The 16,422-nt window shown below is 62.7% G+C and carries 16 protein-coding genes; 4 read left to right on the forward strand and 12 right to left on the reverse strand.

Features of this window, described 5'->3' with window-relative positions; genetic code table 11:
- Positions 1-81: 81 nt before the first annotated feature.
- Positions 82-960, forward strand: coding sequence for a helix-turn-helix domain-containing protein (locus tag IB262_RS11060; RefSeq protein ID WP_034787830.1), 879 nt, complete (start codon positions 82-84; stop codon positions 958-960).
- Between the two features lie 36 nt (positions 961-996).
- Here the strand turns inward: IB262_RS11060 and IB262_RS11065 are convergent, their stop codons facing one another.
- The 4 genes from IB262_RS11065 to IB262_RS11080 are packed head-to-tail and all read right to left on the reverse strand — an operon-like array spanning position 997 to position 4,954.
- Positions 997-2,121 carry a P1 family peptidase gene (locus IB262_RS11065; protein WP_034787986.1) on the reverse strand — a complete coding sequence of 375 codons (1,125 nt, stop codon included), beginning with the start codon at positions 2,119-2,121 and terminating at the stop codon, positions 997-999.
- A 2-nt stretch (positions 2,122-2,123) separates the two neighbouring features.
- A complete protein-coding gene (locus tag IB262_RS11070; protein WP_234824461.1) occupies positions 2,124-3,011 on the reverse strand; it encodes an ABC transporter permease in 888 nt (295 codons plus the stop codon).
- Positions 2,962-3,861, reverse strand: a complete 900-nt coding sequence (locus IB262_RS11075) for an ABC transporter permease (protein WP_034787833.1) — start codon at positions 3,859-3,861, stop codon at positions 2,962-2,964. Before IB262_RS11075 ends, IB262_RS11070 begins: the two co-directional genes overlap by 50 nt.
- A gap of 1 nt (position 3,862) precedes the next feature.
- Entirely contained in the window at positions 3,863-4,954 is a 1,092-nt protein-coding gene (locus tag IB262_RS11080) for an ABC transporter ATP-binding protein (RefSeq protein ID WP_034787836.1), read from the reverse strand.
- A gap of 162 nt (positions 4,955-5,116) precedes the next feature.
- Here IB262_RS11080 and IB262_RS11085 point away from each other — a divergent pair, with 162 nt between their 5' ends.
- Both IB262_RS11085 and IB262_RS11090 read left to right on the forward strand, forming a co-directional pair.
- Positions 5,117-6,196, forward strand: a complete 1,080-nt coding sequence (locus IB262_RS11085) for a spermidine/putrescine ABC transporter substrate-binding protein (protein WP_246802618.1) — start codon at positions 5,117-5,119, stop codon at positions 6,194-6,196.
- 76 nt (positions 6,197-6,272) lie between these two features.
- A complete protein-coding gene (locus IB262_RS11090; protein ID WP_034787843.1) occupies positions 6,273-7,130 on the forward strand; it encodes a MurR/RpiR family transcriptional regulator in 858 nt (285 codons plus the stop codon).
- Between the two features lie 17 nt (positions 7,131-7,147).
- On the opposite strand, the gene IB262_RS11095 is transcribed toward IB262_RS11090, so the two are convergent.
- From IB262_RS11095 to IB262_RS11120, 6 genes are all read right to left on the reverse strand, one after another.
- Complete coding sequence (locus tag IB262_RS11095; protein WP_192493556.1) at positions 7,148-8,446, reverse strand: amidohydrolase family protein; 1,299 nt, start codon at positions 8,444-8,446, stop codon at positions 7,148-7,150.
- Positions 8,447-8,491: 45 nt separating this feature from the next.
- Positions 8,492-9,451, reverse strand: a complete 960-nt coding sequence (locus IB262_RS11100; RefSeq protein ID WP_034787850.1) for a GlxA family transcriptional regulator — start codon at positions 9,449-9,451, stop codon at positions 8,492-8,494.
- Positions 9,451-10,446, reverse strand: a complete 996-nt coding sequence (locus tag IB262_RS11105; protein ID WP_034787853.1) for an SLAC1 anion channel family protein — start codon at positions 10,444-10,446, stop codon at positions 9,451-9,453. The genes IB262_RS11100 and IB262_RS11105 overlap by 1 nt, the downstream gene beginning before the upstream one ends.
- Before the next feature lie 157 nt (positions 10,447-10,603).
- Positions 10,604-11,365, reverse strand: a complete 762-nt coding sequence (locus IB262_RS11110; protein ID WP_060517834.1) for a sulfite exporter TauE/SafE family protein — start codon at positions 11,363-11,365, stop codon at positions 10,604-10,606.
- Positions 11,366-11,393: 28 nt separating this feature from the next.
- Positions 11,394-12,269, reverse strand: a complete 876-nt coding sequence (locus IB262_RS11115) for an MBL fold metallo-hydrolase (protein ID WP_060517836.1) — start codon at positions 12,267-12,269, stop codon at positions 11,394-11,396.
- Entirely contained in the window at positions 12,262-13,758 is a 1,497-nt protein-coding gene (locus IB262_RS11120) for an aminotransferase class V-fold PLP-dependent enzyme (RefSeq protein ID WP_082566296.1), read from the reverse strand. Before IB262_RS11120 ends, IB262_RS11115 begins: the two co-directional genes overlap by 8 nt.
- A gap of 100 nt (positions 13,759-13,858) precedes the next feature.
- Between IB262_RS11120 and IB262_RS11125 the strand changes: the two genes are divergently transcribed.
- A complete protein-coding gene (locus IB262_RS11125; protein WP_060529326.1) occupies positions 13,859-14,341 on the forward strand; it encodes an Lrp/AsnC family transcriptional regulator in 483 nt (160 codons plus the stop codon).
- Between the two features lie 33 nt (positions 14,342-14,374).
- On the opposite strand, the gene IB262_RS11130 is transcribed toward IB262_RS11125, so the two are convergent.
- Both IB262_RS11130 and uxuA read right to left on the reverse strand, forming a co-directional pair.
- Positions 14,375-15,067, reverse strand: a complete 693-nt coding sequence (locus IB262_RS11130) for an RraA family protein (protein WP_089042912.1) — start codon at positions 15,065-15,067, stop codon at positions 14,375-14,377.
- A gap of 8 nt (positions 15,068-15,075) precedes the next feature.
- Positions 15,076-16,266 (reverse strand): mannonate dehydratase, encoded by a 1,191-nt coding sequence (gene uxuA, locus IB262_RS11135; RefSeq protein WP_112975292.1) that lies wholly within the window; start codon positions 16,264-16,266, stop codon positions 15,076-15,078.
- Positions 16,267-16,422 lie beyond the last annotated feature (156 nt).

Below are 16,422 nucleotides of genomic sequence, written 5' to 3' on the forward strand. Positions count from 1 at the left end.
AGTTTCGTCAAGGCTAGGCGTTGAAATCGGCAGCGGCCATGGACAGAATGGCAAAATGACTTGGACTTTTTCGGGTGGAGCATGAGCAGCAGCATTCCAAGTTTCTTCGTCTATGGCGAACCGGAGCAGAAGGTCGAGCCCGGGTTCTTCCATGTCGAGACGGTGATGGCGCGGCGGAACCTGCATCAGGGCCAGGTCAAGGCGCACAAGCACGACCAGATGGGACAGATCACCTACTGGCTGAGCGGCGGGGGAACTTACTTCATCGACGACAAGCCTTTGGACTTTTCCGCACCCGCCATCAGCTTCGTGCCGAGCGGCATCGTGCACGGGTTTTCGGTCGATCCAGAGACGAGCGACGCGATCGTCGTCTCGATTGCCGATGGTGCGCTGCTCTCCATCCGCGAGCAAACGACGCTGGGGCTCGATACGCCGATGATGATCCGTGGCGACGGTGAAGACCGGCATTGGCGCCGTCTTGCGGAACTGCTCGATATCGTCGCTGATGAGTACGCCTGCGGTGCCACGGGCGCGCAGCGGATGCTGGCGTCTCTGGTCGCCGCCGTGCTGACCCAGATCGCCCGCCTGGCAGCCGCAGCACCGCCCACCGCCCAGCCGACACAGGCGATGCTGGCCACGGAACTGCGCCGGCTCATCGATCTGCGTTTCCGCGAGAACTGGAGCGTCGGGCACTACACCGATGCGCTCGCCACGACGCCGCACCTGCTTGCCAAGGCGAGCAGGGATGCCTTCGGCATGCAGGTGAAGGAACTGATCAACGAGCGGCGATTGCTTGAGGCCAAGCGCCTGCTGCTCTTTACGGTCCGGCCACTCGAAGACATTGCCTATGAGATCGGCTTTGCCGACGCCGCCTATTTCTCGCGCTTCTTCCGCCTGAGGGTCGGCGAAGCCCCGAGCGACTGGCGCCGTGCGCGGTTGAACTCGCCTGGAGCCGGCTAAGTCACCGGCTCCGAGAGGTATCGCCAAGTCCGTCGGTTATCGGCCATAGGCCCGCATAACCGCCATCAGAGGCTCATGCCGGATCGCCTGGATCTTGAAGCGATCATGGGCTGTACCGCCGGAATCTTCGGCCGCGATCATCGCGTTCACCACTGCTTCTTCGACGCTGTCGACGGTCGCGAGATAGACGGGGTCAAGCAGCTCGTCGTTGACGATTTCCAGCGACAGTCGCGGCGGCGCCCTGTGGGCCATCGGCTGGGTGTTGGCTGTGGAGAAGGCGAGGAAGATGTCGCCGGAATTGTTGCCGCCGGGCGTGCCGTTGCGGCCGATGCCGATCGCCGCCCGTCGCGCCAGGCGCTTGAGTTGATGCGGTGCCATCGGCAGGTCGGTCGCGATCACGACGATGATCGAGCCGCGCTCCTGCATCTGGCTTTGCGGCGTGCCGTCGCGCATGTGTTCGCCGACCGGAACGCCGCGGATCGTTAGCCAGTCGCGTTGCCCGTGATTGGCTTGGACCAGCGTGCCGATCGTGTAGTCGCGGCCGCCGAATTCAACGACGCGCGAGGCGGTGCCGGTGCCGCCCTTGAAGCCATAGGCGATCATGCCGGTGCCGCCACCACAATTGCCTTCCTGGACCGGGCCGGACGCGGCAGCGTCGAGTGCGGCGTGCACATCGGCTTCCGTGATCGGCTGGCCGTTGATGTCATTCAAAACGCCGTCATAGGTTTCGGCGACCACCGGCATCAGCCAGAGGAAATCATCGGTGTCGTAGGTCGTCCTGTAGCGCTCCAGCATCCATTGGATGGTGGCGTGGTGGGTCATGCCGACCGCATGGGTGTTGGTGATCATCACGGGTCCGAGGAAGAAGCCGCCGTCCTCGATCCAGTGGGTGCCGGTCATTTCGCCGTTGCCGTTGAAGCGGTGCACCCCGGCATAAACCGGGACCGGTGTTTCCGATCCGGCATGCGGCAGGATGGCGGTGACGCCGGTGCGCACCGGGCGCTTTCGGCCGGGTCGCGGCGTTTGCTCCTCGATAGTGCGGAAGCCGACGGCAATGCCTTCGACATCCGTGATGGCGTTGAAGCGGCCGGTGCGGCCGGCAAAGGGCAGGCCGATATCGCGGGCGCGGGCGCTGGAGGGCGTAGAGGTTTTGTCGTTCATGATCATTTCTGCCGGGAGCGAAGGTAAAGGCCGAGCGAGGCGACGACGAAGGAGAAGGTCAGCATCATCACGGCGATGGCGTTGATCTCCGGTTTGATGCCGCGCCGAAGCATGGAGAAGATGAACATCGGCAGCGTCGTGACATCGACGCCGGCGATGAAATAGGTGATGACGAGATCGTCCATCGAGATGATGAAGGCGAGCAGCGCGCCGCCGACGATCGCCGGGAAAAGCTGCGGCAGCACCACCCGACGAAAGGTCATCCATTCGTTGGCGCCGAGGTCGGCCGACGCGTGTTCCAACGTGCGATCCATGCCGGCAAGGCGGGCCGAGACGACGATGAAGACGTAGGAGATCAGGAAGGTGCACTGGCCGATGATGATCGTCGTCAGGCCCAGCCGGATGCCGGAATTGACGAAGAAGATCAGGAGCGCGATGCCGAGCACGATATCCGGCATCAGCATCGGCATGAACATCACCACCCGGTAGAAGCGCTGGCCGACAAATTCGAAGCGGTAGAGCGCAATCGCGATCGCCGTGCCGAAGACGGTTGCAATGGCCGTTGTCGAGGCGGCGATGACCAGGCTGTTCCACACCGCCTGCAGCAGCTGCCCCGTCGATTCGATGTAGAGCGCGCTCTCGGAGACCTTGGTCTTGAAGCCGAGAACCTGAGCGTACCATTCGGTGGTGAACCCGGTCCAGGTCATCATGTTCACCGGATTGGCGTTGAACGAATAGACGGCGATGACCACGAGCGGGATGTAGATGAAGGCGAAGAACAAGCCGGTGTAGGCAAGCAGGCCACCGGTAAAAAGGGATCGAGCGATCTTCATGGGCGCCTCACCGTGCCAGTGCGGCGGCAGCGCCGCGCCGTCCGGAAAGGATGACATGGGCGATCATCATGATCAGCATGACGCTCATCACCATCATCGCCAGTGCTGCACCGAAGGGCCAGTTGCGGGCGGCGAGGAACTGCTGCTCGATGAGGTTGCCGAACATCATCACCTTGGCGCCACCAAGCACCGCCGGCACGACGAAGTTGCCGAGCGCCGGGATGAAGACGATGACGGAGCCGCCGGCGATGCCGGGTGCGGTCAAGGGCAGGATGATGCGCAAGAAGGTGCGCACGGGGCCGGCGCCGAGATCGAGCGAGGCGCGCACCAGCGTCCAGTCGAGTTTCTCGACGCTGGCATAGACGGGCATGAACATGAAGGGAATGAACACATAGGTCATGCCGAGGATGATCGCGCCCTTGGTGTAGATCAGGTCGAGCGGCCGTTCGATCAGCCCCGTGGATAGAAGCACTTCGTTGACGAGGCCGGTCTGGCGCAGGATCAGCACCCAGACGAACAGCCGCACGATCAGACTGGTGAAGAAGGGCAGTGTGATCAGGAACAGGCAGAAGTTCTTCCAGCGGTCGGAAAGCCGGGCGATGCAGAAGGCCGCGGGGTAGCAGACGAGGAGGGTCGCGAGCACCGTAAGGGCCGCGATCTCGATCGAGCGCAGGAAGATCGCGATGTAGATCGGATCGAACTCCTCGAACATCGGATCGGCGAAGCCGAGAATGCGGCCGAAATTATGCGGGTAGAAGGTCCATTCCACCCCGCCATAAAGGCCGGGTGCGAGAAAGCTGGTCACGATCATGATCGCGAGCGGCCCGAGGAAGAAGACGGCGAGAAAGGCCGAGACGGGCCCGAGCAGGAGTGCAAGCTGGAAGCGGCGGCGACTGGCGATCGTCATCTTAGGCACCTGCGCTTTCGCCAATCAGGTGTACGGCGGCTGGATCATAGGCAAGTCGCGCCTTACGGGTCTGCTCGACCGTGCCAACGAGGCTGCGGCGGTTGGCCGGAATCTCGGCGACGACCTTGCGGCCCTCGGCGGTGCGACCGAACAGCTCGAAGGTGGAGCCGACGAAGACGATCTGGTCGAGATCGACGTCGATCGTCGGGAAGGGAGCGTTGTCCTCGGCGAGGAAGAACTGTTCCGGACGGATCAGCGCCGTTGCCTCTGCCGAAATCTTCCGCTCGCAGGGCCGGTGGCGGATCGCCATGCCGTCAGCCGTCATCAACCGGTCGCCGTCGAGCCTGCCTTCGAACAGATTGCTGGCGCCGATGAACGTTGCAACGAACGTGTTGACCGGATGGTCGTAGATGGCGCGAGGCGTATCGAGCTGCTGGATGCGCCCGCCTGATAGCACGGCAACGCGATCCGACATCGTCAGCGCTTCCTGCTGGTCATGGGTGACGAAGATGAAGGAGATGCCAAGCTCGTTCTGCAGCGTCTTGAGTTCGATCTGCATGGCCTGGCGCAGGTTCTTGTCGAGCGCCGACAGCGGTTCGTCGAGCAAAAGCAGCTTCGGCCGGGCGATGATGGCGCGGGCGAGCGCCACCCGCTGCTGCTGGCCGCCGGAGAGCTGGCGCGGCTTGCGTGCTTCCATGCCTTCGAGCCCGACCATCTTCAGGGCGGACGCGACCTTTTCCCGGCGCTGCGGCTTGGCAACGCCCGCCACCTCCAGCGAGTAGGCGACGTTTTCGCCGACGGTCATATGTGGAAACAGGGCGTAGTTCTGGAAGACGGTGTTGACCGGGCGACGATAGGGCGGCCGGTCGGTCATGTCCTCGCCGTCGATCAGGATCGAGCCGCCGTCGAGTTCGACGAAGCCGCTGATCGCCTGCAGCAGTGTCGTCTTGCCGCAACCGGAGGGACCGAGCAAGGTCAGGAATTCGTTGCGGCGGACATCGAGATTTATACGGTCGAGAGCGGTCACGGTGCCGCCTTCCGGAGTGGTAAAGGCCTTGCTCGCCTCCACCAGCCGGACGATGGAATTCTGCATACTTCTGTTCCCCAAAATGTTATGCAAATAACGCTTGTGCGTTTTCGATATATGGATACCATTTGCCTATCGGAGTCAACGGCCACGAGAAGCCGTGATCCGGAAGCGGCCGGTCAAGATCGTGTCAGGCCGTCCGGCCAGAACCATCAGAGGAGAATTTCGATGACGATGACAAACGGGAGGACCCGCGGGGGCAGGAGAGCCTTCGCGACCCGTGCGCGCACAGTGGCACTGTCCCTCGCGACGCTGACAGCCCTTTTCGGCACGGCGCAAGCGGCCGAGCTCAACATCTACAACTGGGGCGAATACATCAATCCGGCTGTCCTCAAGAAGTTCGAGGAGGAGACCCAGATCAAGGTCAACCTCTCGACCTATTCCTCCAACGAGGAGATGCTGGCGAAGATCCAGGGTGGCGCCACGGGTTACGACATCGTCTTCCCGTCGGTGCACATGCAGGACATCATGGCCAAGCTCGACCTGCTCGAAAAGACCGACATCAACACCTATGAGGGCTTCAAGAATATCGACCCGACGTTCCTGCGCGCCAAGAGCGACCCGAAGGGCGAATATTGCCTGCCCTATGCCTTCGGTACGGTCGGTATCCTTTATAACCGCACGCTGCTCGGCAAGGACGTGACCGGCTGGCGCGACCTGATCGAAACCGTGAAGGCCAAAGGCCTGAAATTCACGCTGCTTGACGACATGCGCGAGGTGCTGTCGGTCGGCCTCATCCTCAATGGCCACAAGGTCAATTCCACCGACCCTGCCGAATTGCAGCAGGCGGCCGATACGATCATCGCCATGAAGCCGGATGTCGCCGCCTTCACCTATGACACCCGCCCGATGGTCGCGGCCGGCGATGTGGCGGCCGGTCATTTCTTCGTCGGCTCGATGGTCGACGTCTTCGGCAATCCGAAGGATCTCGGCTACGTGATCCCGGAGGAAGGCGCGACGATGTATCAGGAGGATATCTGCGTTCTGAAGACCGCGCCGAACAAGGAGAACGCCGTAAAGTTCATGCAGTTCTACACGCGTCCCGAAGTGGCGGCGCTCAACATCGAGCAGCAGACGAACGTCACGGCCAACGTGCCTGCGCGGCAATTGACCCCCGAGCAGATCAAGAATAGCAAGGAAATCAACCCGCCGCCGGAAACCATGCAGAAGCTGCAGATCTTCGAAGATCTCGGCCCCGGCGTGCGCCAGCTCGATCGGGTCTGGACGAAGGTGAAGACGGCGCAATAAACAGGCGATGCGACGGAGCGGGATATGCGGCGCTAGCTTGCCGGCGTCCCGCTCCGATCATGCAAGGGGAGGGGACGTGGCGCAGCGAATCCTGAAGCTGGTGCGCAGCGACGAGCTCAGACGCTCGAAATCTGATAAGCTCATCGCCAACTACATCGAGCGTAATCTGGCCGACATTCCCTTCGAGACGGCGCGTTCGATCGCGACCCGGCTTGAAGTTTCGCCGATGACGGTCGGGCGTTATCTTCGGCGCATGGGCTTCGACGGTCTCGACGAGCTGAAACTGGAGCTTCGGCGCGACGGCTCCAACAATCCTGCCTGGCAGGTGAAGGGATCGGTTGGCCGTCTGCGCGACGACAACCGCGAAGGCAAGCTGCTTGCCGGCCTGATCCAGCAGCAGATCGACAATCTCGGCATGATCTATGAGTTGACGACCGCGCCGGAATGGCAGCAGGCGATCGACGCTCTGATTGCTGCCAGCGAGGTCTATGTCGCTGCCTACCAGAACGTACGCGGCATCGCGCAGTATTTCGCGAGCCAGCTATCCTATACCCGGTCGCGGGTGCAGTTCGTCGATGGCCTCAACGGCACCTATGCCGAGCTGCTCGACGGTTCCGTCGAGGGACGCGTGCTGTTCCTGCACGACGTACGCCGCTTCGCCGCCAAGGCGCGGCCCTTGGCGGAGGAGGCGCGTCGGGCCGGCGTCAAGGTCATCCTCTTCACCGACGAGTTCTGCCCCTGGGCGCCGGAGGTCTCCGACATCTGCCTCGTCGTGCCCGGGTCCCATGGTCCGCTCTGGGATGGAGCAGCAACGACCGTCGCGGTCATGGACCTGCTTCTGAGCAACATCATCGTCGTCCTCGGCGACGAGGTCGGCGAGCGCGTCGCCCAGCTTACTCGGCTACAGAACGTCTTCGGCGACTTCGAGGATTGAAATCGAAGTCCGAAAGCTCAGGGCGCCGACGTCTGCGGGATGTAATCCAGCCCGATGTCGATGGAGGCCGGCCGGCCGTCGAGAAGCAGTTCGCTGATGCGCGGCGCCGTCCTGGCGATGACCTTGCCGTCCTTGACCACGCAGAGCCGGTTCGGTTTCAGCCGCAGCGCTTCGCTGACATCGGCCGCCTGCATCAGGACGAGGTCGGCCTTACAGCCGACGTCGAGGCCATAGCCTTCAAGGCCCATGGTTTTCGCTGCATTCACGGTGATGGCGTCGAAGATCTTGCGCTTGTCCTCGATCCCGCCCATCTGCGTCACGTGGATGGCCATGTGAGCCACTTCCAGCATGTCGCCCGAACCCATCGAGTACCAGGGATCCATGACGCAGTCGTGCCCGAAGGAAACGTTGAGGCCGGCCGCCATCAACTCGCGAACCCGCGTCATGCCGCGGCGCTTGGGATAGGTGTCGTGGCGTCCCTGCAGCATGATGTTGATCAGCGGATTGGGGATCACGTTGATCTCCGCCTCCGCCATCAGCGGGATCAGCTTGGAGACATAGTAGTTGTCCATCGAGTGCATCGAAGTCAGGTGCGATCCGGCGACGCGGCCCTGAAGTCCGAAACGGACCGTTTGAGCCGCCAGCGTCTCGATGTGGCGCGACATCGGATCGTCGGTCTCGTCGCAATGCATGTCGACCGGCAGGCCGCGGTCTGCGGCGATCCGGCAGAGCACTTCCACCGAGCGGGTGCCATCTTCCATCGTGCGCTCGAAATGCGGGATGCCGCCGACGATGCCGATGCCCATATCGAGTGCGCGGTTCAGTGAAGCCTCGCCGTCGGCCGCGCGAAAATAGCCGTCCTGCGGGAAGGCGACGAGTTGCAGGTCGATATAGGGCGCGACCTTTTCCTTTACCTCCAGCAGTGCCTCGGCCGTCACCAGCCGTGGATCGGAGGTGTCGACGTGGCTGCGGATGGCAAGAAGGCCCTGGCTGACGGCGAGGTCGCAATAGCGCAGCGCCCGCGCGACCAGCGCCTCCTTAGTCAACATCGGGCGCAGCTCGCCCCAGAGCGCGATGCCTTCCAGCAGCGTGCCGGAGACGTTCATGCGCGGCAGTCCGAGCGACAGCGTCGCGTCCATGTGGAAATGCGGGTCGCAGAAAGGCGGGCTGAGCAGGCGGCCGGTGGCGTCGATTTCTTCGCCCGCTGTCGCGGCAAGAGCCATCTCGATCGCTGCGACCTTGCCGCCCTTGACGCCGACATCGACGCCAAGCCGTCCGTCCGGAAGATTGGCATTGCGGATGATCAGGTCGAACATGCTGGTTTCTCCGGTGGCGGTAACGGCGCGGGCCTTGAGCGAGGCTTAGGAGCCGAAGCTCTTTCGATAAGCCGCCGGCGACGTGCCGAATCGACGAACGAAGGAACGACGGAAGGCGATATCGTCATGGAAGCCGATATCGGTCGCAATCTTTTTGAGCGGGATGCTTGTGTCTTCGGCCAATCTGCGCCCCGCCTCAAGCCGCATGCTCTCAACATAGTCAGCCGGCGTCATGCCCACCTCCTGCTTGAATTGCCTGGAGAAGTTTCGCTCGCTCATGCCGGTGCGCCTGGCGATCGCCCCGACACCGAGATCGGCAGAGAGGTTGTCGGCAATGTAGTCCTGCGCCGCGCGAATAGGGGTCTTCTGCGCAAGCTGGCCGGCAAGGAGCGTGCTGAACTGGGTCTGGCCGCCGGGTCGCTTGAGGAAGACAACAAGTTCACGCGCGACTTTCAAGGCGATGTGCAGGCCGAGATCCTTTTCGACGATGGCAAGTGCGAGGTCGATGCCGGCTGTCACGCCCGCCGAGGTCCAGACATTGCCGTCCTTGGTAAAGATGCGGTTGGGCTCGAGCTTCACCTCCGGAAAGCGCTTGCCGAATTCCGCCGCTTGCGACCAATGCGTCGTCGCCCGCCTGCCGTTCAACAGGCCCGCTTCGCCGAGCACGAAGGCGCCGGAGCATACCGATCCGAAGCGACTGGCACGGGCGGATGCGTCCTTCACCCAAGTCAGAAGCGATATCGGAAGCGGTCGTTCGTGAATGAGCGGGTCCCCGGCAACCAGCAGGGTATCGATGTCGGCAATGCCGTCATCCATCGCACGGTCGGGAAGGAGGGTCAGCCCGGAAGACCCACGCACCGGGGCGGTGGAGGCGCTGACGACCTCCACCGAATAATGGTCGGTGCCACTCTGACGGTTGGCCTCCGCGAACACGTCCGAAGGGCCGATAACGTCGAGGAGCTGGACGCCCTGCATTGCGACGATCGCGACTTTGTGAACGGCCATTAGCGAACCTCGAACAATCTGCCGGTGAGGATGATGCTGATCGTCCGATAGAAGACAACCGCAATCGCGCCAGCCAGAAACAGAAAGAACAGTCCAGCCAGCCCGGTGAGGACGGTGCTCTCGGCAGACGCAGCATACCGGAAGAAGGCGATCGAGAGCGCAGCAAGCGGAAAGCTGATCGCCCACCAGCCGACGCTGAAGGGGACATGGGAGCGGAATACCATCGGCGACAGGACGAGCATCAGAAACAGCGCGAAGTAGAACAGGACCGTGGCGAAGAGATCGACCGAACCCGTGACATTGGTATAGGCGAGGAAGCCGACGGCAAAGGGGGCGACCAGAACCATGAGAGACGGCCGAGCCAGCGCCGGAAGTGGATCTTCATGGCGCAACCGCGAGAAGATCAGCGCAATGAAGACTGCGGCGATGACGCTGCCGACCGAGAAGGCAAGCATGTTGACCTCATGTGCCCAGGCGAACGGCATGGCGTGGCCGGTAACGGCGATATCCAGAGTGGCGACACCGGGGATGAGCAGCGGCGGCAGCGTCGTATCGCGCGACTGTTGCCGGCCGAGGAAGCCCCTGGCGACGACATAGGCGAGGGCGAAGGTCAGCGCCGACGCAGCCGTCCAGACGACTTCTGACAGCAGCGGGCTATAGCGGTTCAGAAAAGCTGACTGCAGAAGCAAGCCGATTGCGACCGTTGCGAAGAAGTTGCTTTGAACCGGATGGGCGAATTCGGCGGCGACCGTGGCCGGATGGCGGTGCCACTTGAAAGCGTAGCCGAGCGCAAGGCTTAGAAAGATCGAAGTCCCGAGCCAGCCGACATATTCGCCGGGAAGGGCCGGCAGACCGATCGTCCTGGTGGCTTCGCGCCAGGCGAGGCTCAGGCCGGTTATGCCCATTACCGAGGCGAACAGGTTGATCGGAAGCTGCGAGATCGACCTGCGGGTCAACGGCGTGCTGTTCGAGAGGTCCATGGATTGAACGGTCATTGGATTATTCCTGTCCGAAAGAGTGCTGACAGGATTAAAACACGCCACGCCGTTGTCTTGAATGATCCAGATAGTACGATTCCGGACTCGCTGCGTATGTTTCCGGCCAAGGACCGATCAGTCGCGCCGTCATATGGATTGCGGACGGCGAAGCCGGTCACACGGCTCCGTAGCTGCGCCAGAGAACGTAAAGGCTGACGGAAAAGATGATCGCACGGAAAATCTTGGTCAGCGTATCGCGCTGGGTCGAAAGCTGCGTCGAAACGATCGTGCCGATCACGCCACCCGCGACGCCACCCAGGATGAAGTAGCCGGCGATGCGCCAATCCACCAATCCAGAGGCGGCATAGTTGATCGCGGTCGTCAGGCCGAAGGTGCCGACAGCAAGCAGCGACGTGCCCACAGCGTTGATGAGCGGCATGCCGGTCGCAAGCAGCAGTCCGGGAACGATGAGGAAACCGCCGCCGATGCCGAAGAAGCCGGAACAGGTGCCGGTCAGAAGCGCTGTCAAGCCGGTCTTGGCGTGTGTGCCGAGCGAAAGCGACTGCGGTGTCGCCGCCGTGTCGCACCTGACCTTCCGCATGGCGAAGCTGACGAACATCATCACGAGGCCGAAGAGGAACAGCAATCGCTGGCCATCGATCAGCTTGCCGAGGCTGGAGCCGAAAAAGGCGCCAAGCGAACCCGCGACCGTGAAGATCAGCGCGCAGCGCCACCAGAGATGACCGCGGAGCGCGTGGCTTATCAGGTTGAGATAGGCATTGGCGGAAACCGCAAGCGCTCCGGTGCCGAGCGCGGTGTGCACGTCGCGGATGCCGACGACATAGATCAGGAGCGGCGTCGCCAGGATCGAGCCGCCACCGCCGATCAGGCCGAGCGTGAAGCCGGTGAGCGAACCGGAGCCGATCGCAAGCAGCATCTGCTGGAAGGGGTCCGCCACGATGCCGCTACCCCCAGACCGAACCGGGCAGCGCGTCGAGCGGTATCTTCAGGTAGCGTCGGCCGTTGTCCTCGGCGACAGGGAGCTCGCCGCCACGCACGTTCACCTGCAGCGCGTACAGGATGAGCTTCGGCATCGGCAGGGTGCGGTCGCGCGCCTCGCGCAGGCCGACGAAATCGGCCTCGGACTTGCCGGCAACGTGCGGGTTCGTGGCCTTCTGTTCGGCGACCGTGCTTTCCCAGCGCGCCTCGCGGCCGCCGGGGCAATAGTCGTGGCCGGTGAAGAGCCGTGTTTCGTCCGGCAGTGCCAGAATGGCCTGGATCGAGCGCCAGAGGTCGGCAGCGCTTCCGCCCGGAAAGTCGGCGCGGGCCGAGCCGCTGTCGGGCATGAACAGCGTGTCGTGAATGAAGGCGGCGTCGCCGATCACGTAAGAGATCGAGGCGAGCGTATGTCCCGGCGAATGCATGACGTGGGCCTTGAGCTCACCGATCTGAAACGTCTCGCCGTCGGCAAACAGCCGGTCCCATTGCGAACCGTCGCAGGCGAAGTCCGGCCAGTTGTAGATCTCCTTCCAGATCCGCTGCACGCCCTTCACATGTTCGCCGATCGCCGTCGGCGCGCCGGTCTTTGCTTTGAGGTAGCGCGCCGCCGAGAAATGGTCGGCGTGCGGGTGGGTGTCGAGGATCCACTCGACCGTCAAACCCTTGGCGGCGATATGGTCGAGGATCGCATCGGCATTCCGCGTCGCGGTCGAGCCGGACTTTTCATCGAAGTCCAGCACCGGATCGATGATCGCGCATTTGCCCGTCGCCGGGTCGGCGACGACATATTGGATGCTGCCGGTGCGGGGATCGTAGAAGCCGGTCACATCGGGCTTATGCATAGGCGAGGGCCTCTTCAGCCGCGGCGCACGGGAAGAAGATCGCGCGGGCGGGGTCAAAATCGTAATCGGCTTCGAAGCTCGGGGCGTCGGCGGCGAGCTGCGTGACGCAATCAAGAATGTACTTCACCTTGTCTTCCGAAAGCAGCACGCTGAAGTTCAGCCGGGTGAAACCCGGCTTCTCGATTTCCTCGCCGGCAAGGATCGCCTGGCGGATCTGTTCGGAGTGCTCGGCATCGATCGACAGCAGCCGGTGAACGTAAGGTCCGGCGCAGGCGCAGCCGCCGCGCGCCTGGATGCCGAAGCGGTCGCTCAGCATGCGGGTGACGAGCTGCTGGTGGACATAGCCGCCCTTGCCGTTCCTGATGCGGAACGAAAAGATCGGCAGCCGGTCCGGTTCTTGCAAGCCGAGCAGTTCCAGTTGCGGAATGGCCCTCCAGGCGGCAAACGCCTGCTCCGCCAGTTCGCGGTTGCGCCGCTCCATGCTCTCAAGCCCGATCGCGTGTTTGACGATGAAGGCAAGGGCTGCACGGATGTCACCGACGACGTTCGGCGTTCCGGCCTCTTCGCGGGCCTCGATGTTGGCGCTGTAGTCGTGTGTATCCGGCGAAACGAACTTCACCGTGCCGCCGCCCGGCCAGGTCGGCTTGTCGGTCGTGACACTGTCGCGGCGAACGATCAGGATGCCGGAAGCACCCGGGCCACCGATGAACTTGTGCGGCGAGACGACGATGGCGTCGATCTCGGCACCGGAAACGGGAGACATGGCGATTGGAACATAGGGGCCGGCGCCGGCATAGTCCCAGATCATCTTCGCACCGGCAGCCTTGACCATGCGGGTGATCGCGGCCACGTCGCTGGTGATGCCGGTGATGTTCGAGCCGGCCGAGAGGGTACAGACTGTCAGGTCGGACGAGCCAACGCTCAGCGCTTTGCGAAGTTCCGTGAGGTCCGGTCCACCCGCCGGGCATTCGGCGATCTCAACGATCTCAGCGCCGCTTTCGCGCCAGGGCAGGATGTTGGAGTGGTGCTCGTAGGGGCCGATGATGACGCGGACGGTTTGGCCGGCAGCAACCGCGTCGCTAACGCCGACGAGCTTGACCAGACGGTTGATGCCGGAGGTCGCACCGGAGCCGGTGAAGATCACGGCATGGTCGGCCGTGGCGCCGCAGAATTCCCCGATCAGCGCTCGCGCTTCCCGCCGCATCCGGGTCATGAAGCCCCCGCAATAGGAGGCTTCGGTGTGGCTGTTGGCGTAGTAAGGCAGGACCTCTTCGAGCACGAAATCTTCGATCACGCGCAGCGCGCGGCCGGAGGCGACGTAGTCGGCATAAACCAGTGCCTTCGTGCCGTAGGGACCGGCGATCCGCGCCTTCGCTCCGACCAGATCGTCGCGTAGCTCGGCGACGAGACCCGGCCGGTTGAGGGACTGGCGGAACCGGGCGAGCGGCGAGAGCGCCTCGCAGGGTTGGTGGACGGCGGGCACGATCATCGCGCTTACTCCTCGGAGCGGACATTGACAGCAATTGTAATCCCGTCCAGGGTCGAAAACCTCACCTATCTTCTGCGGTTTCATCGAGGAATTGTGTCAAATGATCGAATCGTCGTTCAAAATCGATGCTTTCGATCTGAACATTCTTACCGCATTGCAAAAAGATTCGTCGCTGTCGCAGCGGGATCTGGCCGAAAAGGTCGGCCTGTCGCAAAACGCCTGCTGGCGACGCCTCCAGCGCCTGCAGGCAATCGGCGTGATCCGGGGCTCGCATGCAGACATTGATCTCGACGCTTTGGGGCTGGATCTCACCGTGTTCGTGATGATCCGCACCCGCCATCACTCCAAGGAATGGAGCGACGGTTTTCGGCAGCATGTCGAGCGGTTGCCGGAGGTGATCGATTTCTATCGCATCGGCGGGGATTGGGATTATCTGATCAAGGTGGTGACCCGCGGCATGCGCGGCTATGACACCTTCTACCAGAAGCTCATCACCAATTTCGACCTCGCCACGGTCACCGGCTTCTTCTCGATGGAGGCGATCATCAACGGTCGCCCCGTGGATCTGAGCCGGTTGAGGTGAGGCGCCGTCTCCCGGCACCTCATCATTCTGTCGTTACATGACGCCGAAGCGTTCGAAGGCCTCGACGGTGCTCATGCCGGCCTCGATCGCCAGCCGCACCTTGTTTTCAGTCTCGGCCTTTTCCAGCGCCAGCGCGATCGCCTCGCGCTCCGCCAACTTCGGGATGACGAGCACGCCGTCGCGGTCGCCGAAGAGGATGTCGCCCGGCCGGATGCGGATGCCGCCGATCTCGATCGGGATGCCGTAGTCGACGACCTTGCCGCGTGGGCCCTGGTCCTGGGCGTAGGAGCCGTAGCAGAAGGTCGGGAAATCGAGCGCGAGAATGCCGGCGCTGTCGCGGCAATAGCCGTCGCAGATCGCACCGGCCGCCTTGAGTTTCATTGCTCGCGTCGACATCAGTTCGCCCCAGACCGCATAGCGCGGCGACGAGCCGGAACAGACGTAGATCTCGTTTTCCTTCAGGCTGTCGAGTGCATGGAACATCAGGCCGAAAGGCTTGGCGCTGAATTCCGAATGGCCGCCGGCCTCAGCGGTCGCGAAAAAATCCGCCTCCAGCACGGGCATCGCTCGGCCCACAGCGACCATGTCGTCGCGCAGCGCCTTGATCTGCGGCGGCAGGAACTGGTGCTGCAGGCCCATCGTGTCGAGAATGTCGCCGACCACGGCCGTGAACAGCCGGCTGCGCATGGCGGTAAAGAGTTCGGTATCGTCTTCAAAATGTTTCATGTCTTCCCTCAAGCCTTGTGCGCCATGGCCGTTGCAATGCCCTGCATGACGCCTCTGATTTCTGCGAGACCCTTCAAGCGCCCGATCAGCGAATAGCCGGGGTTGATCCGCTCCTTGCCGATATCGTCCGCGAGCAGATGGCCGTGATCGGGCCGAAGCGGGATCTGCCAGTCGGTGCGACCCTCGCGGACGCGGCGCTCCTGCTCCTGCATCAATGCCAATATCACCGCGGGCATGTCGCTCGATCCGCCAAGATGGTCGGCCTCGTAGAAGGATCCGTCTTCTTCGCGCTGGACGTTGCGCAGATGGGCGAAATGGATGCGCGGGCCGAATTCGCGCACCATGGCCGGCAAATCGTTGTCGGCGCGTGTGCCGTAAGAGCCGGTGCAGAAGGTGATGCCGTTGGCCGGACTGTCGACGGCAGCGAGAATGCGCCGGACGTCGGCCGGCGTCGAAACGATCCGCGGCAGGCCATAGAGAGAGAAGGCTGGGTCATCCGGATGGATGCAGAGCCGGATACCGACTTCTTCTGCGACCGGCACGATCTCCCTGAGGAAGCGCGCGAGGTTCTCATGCAAGATGTCGGCGGTGACGCCATTATATTCCGAGAGGGCTGCGAGGAAGCTCGCCCGGTTGAACTGGCGCTCGGTGGCCGGAAGACCGGCGATCAGATTGCGTTCGATCCGGTCGATTTTCGCCTGGTCCATCTCGTCGAAACGCTGGCGGGCGGCGGCGATCTGCTGCGTTGAGTAGCTGTCCTCCACATGCGGACGCTGCAGGACGAAGAGGTCGTAAGCGGCAAAATCGACAGCATCGAAGCGCAGCGCAAAGCCGCCATTGGCCAAAGGCTGCATCAGTTCCGTGCGCGTCCAGTCGACCACCGGCATGAAGTTGTAGCAGACGATGCTGATGCCCGAACGTGCCAGGGCGCGAAGCGTATCCTTGTACCAGCCGATATAGCGATCGCTATCTGGCGTCGCGAGCTTGATCGAATTGTGCACCGGAATGCTCTCGACGACGCTCCAGCGCAGGCCGGCCGCCTTGATCAGCGCCTTCTGCTTAAGGATAGCCTCATCGGACCACGGCGAGCCGTCGTAAATGTGATGCAGCGCCGAGACGATCCCTGTGGCGCCCGCCTGCCGGATGTGGCTGAGCGGCACCGGATCGTTGGGCCCGTACCAGCGAAAGCACTCTTCCATCAGTCTCATGCAGAACTCCTACCCGCTTCCGTGGCTATTGTTGGACCACAGCCAGCAATAATGTCCCATTGGTCCAACAATTCAAGTCTGAAAGCGGAGATTTCGCGTGAAAATCACCGATTAAGCTGAGGCCTTCAAATTTTCGCTTGACGGAAA

It is taken from the genome of Ensifer sp. ENS02 (genome assembly GCF_014851885.1).
Lineage (GTDB): Bacteria > Pseudomonadota > Alphaproteobacteria > Rhizobiales > Rhizobiaceae > Ensifer > Ensifer adhaerens.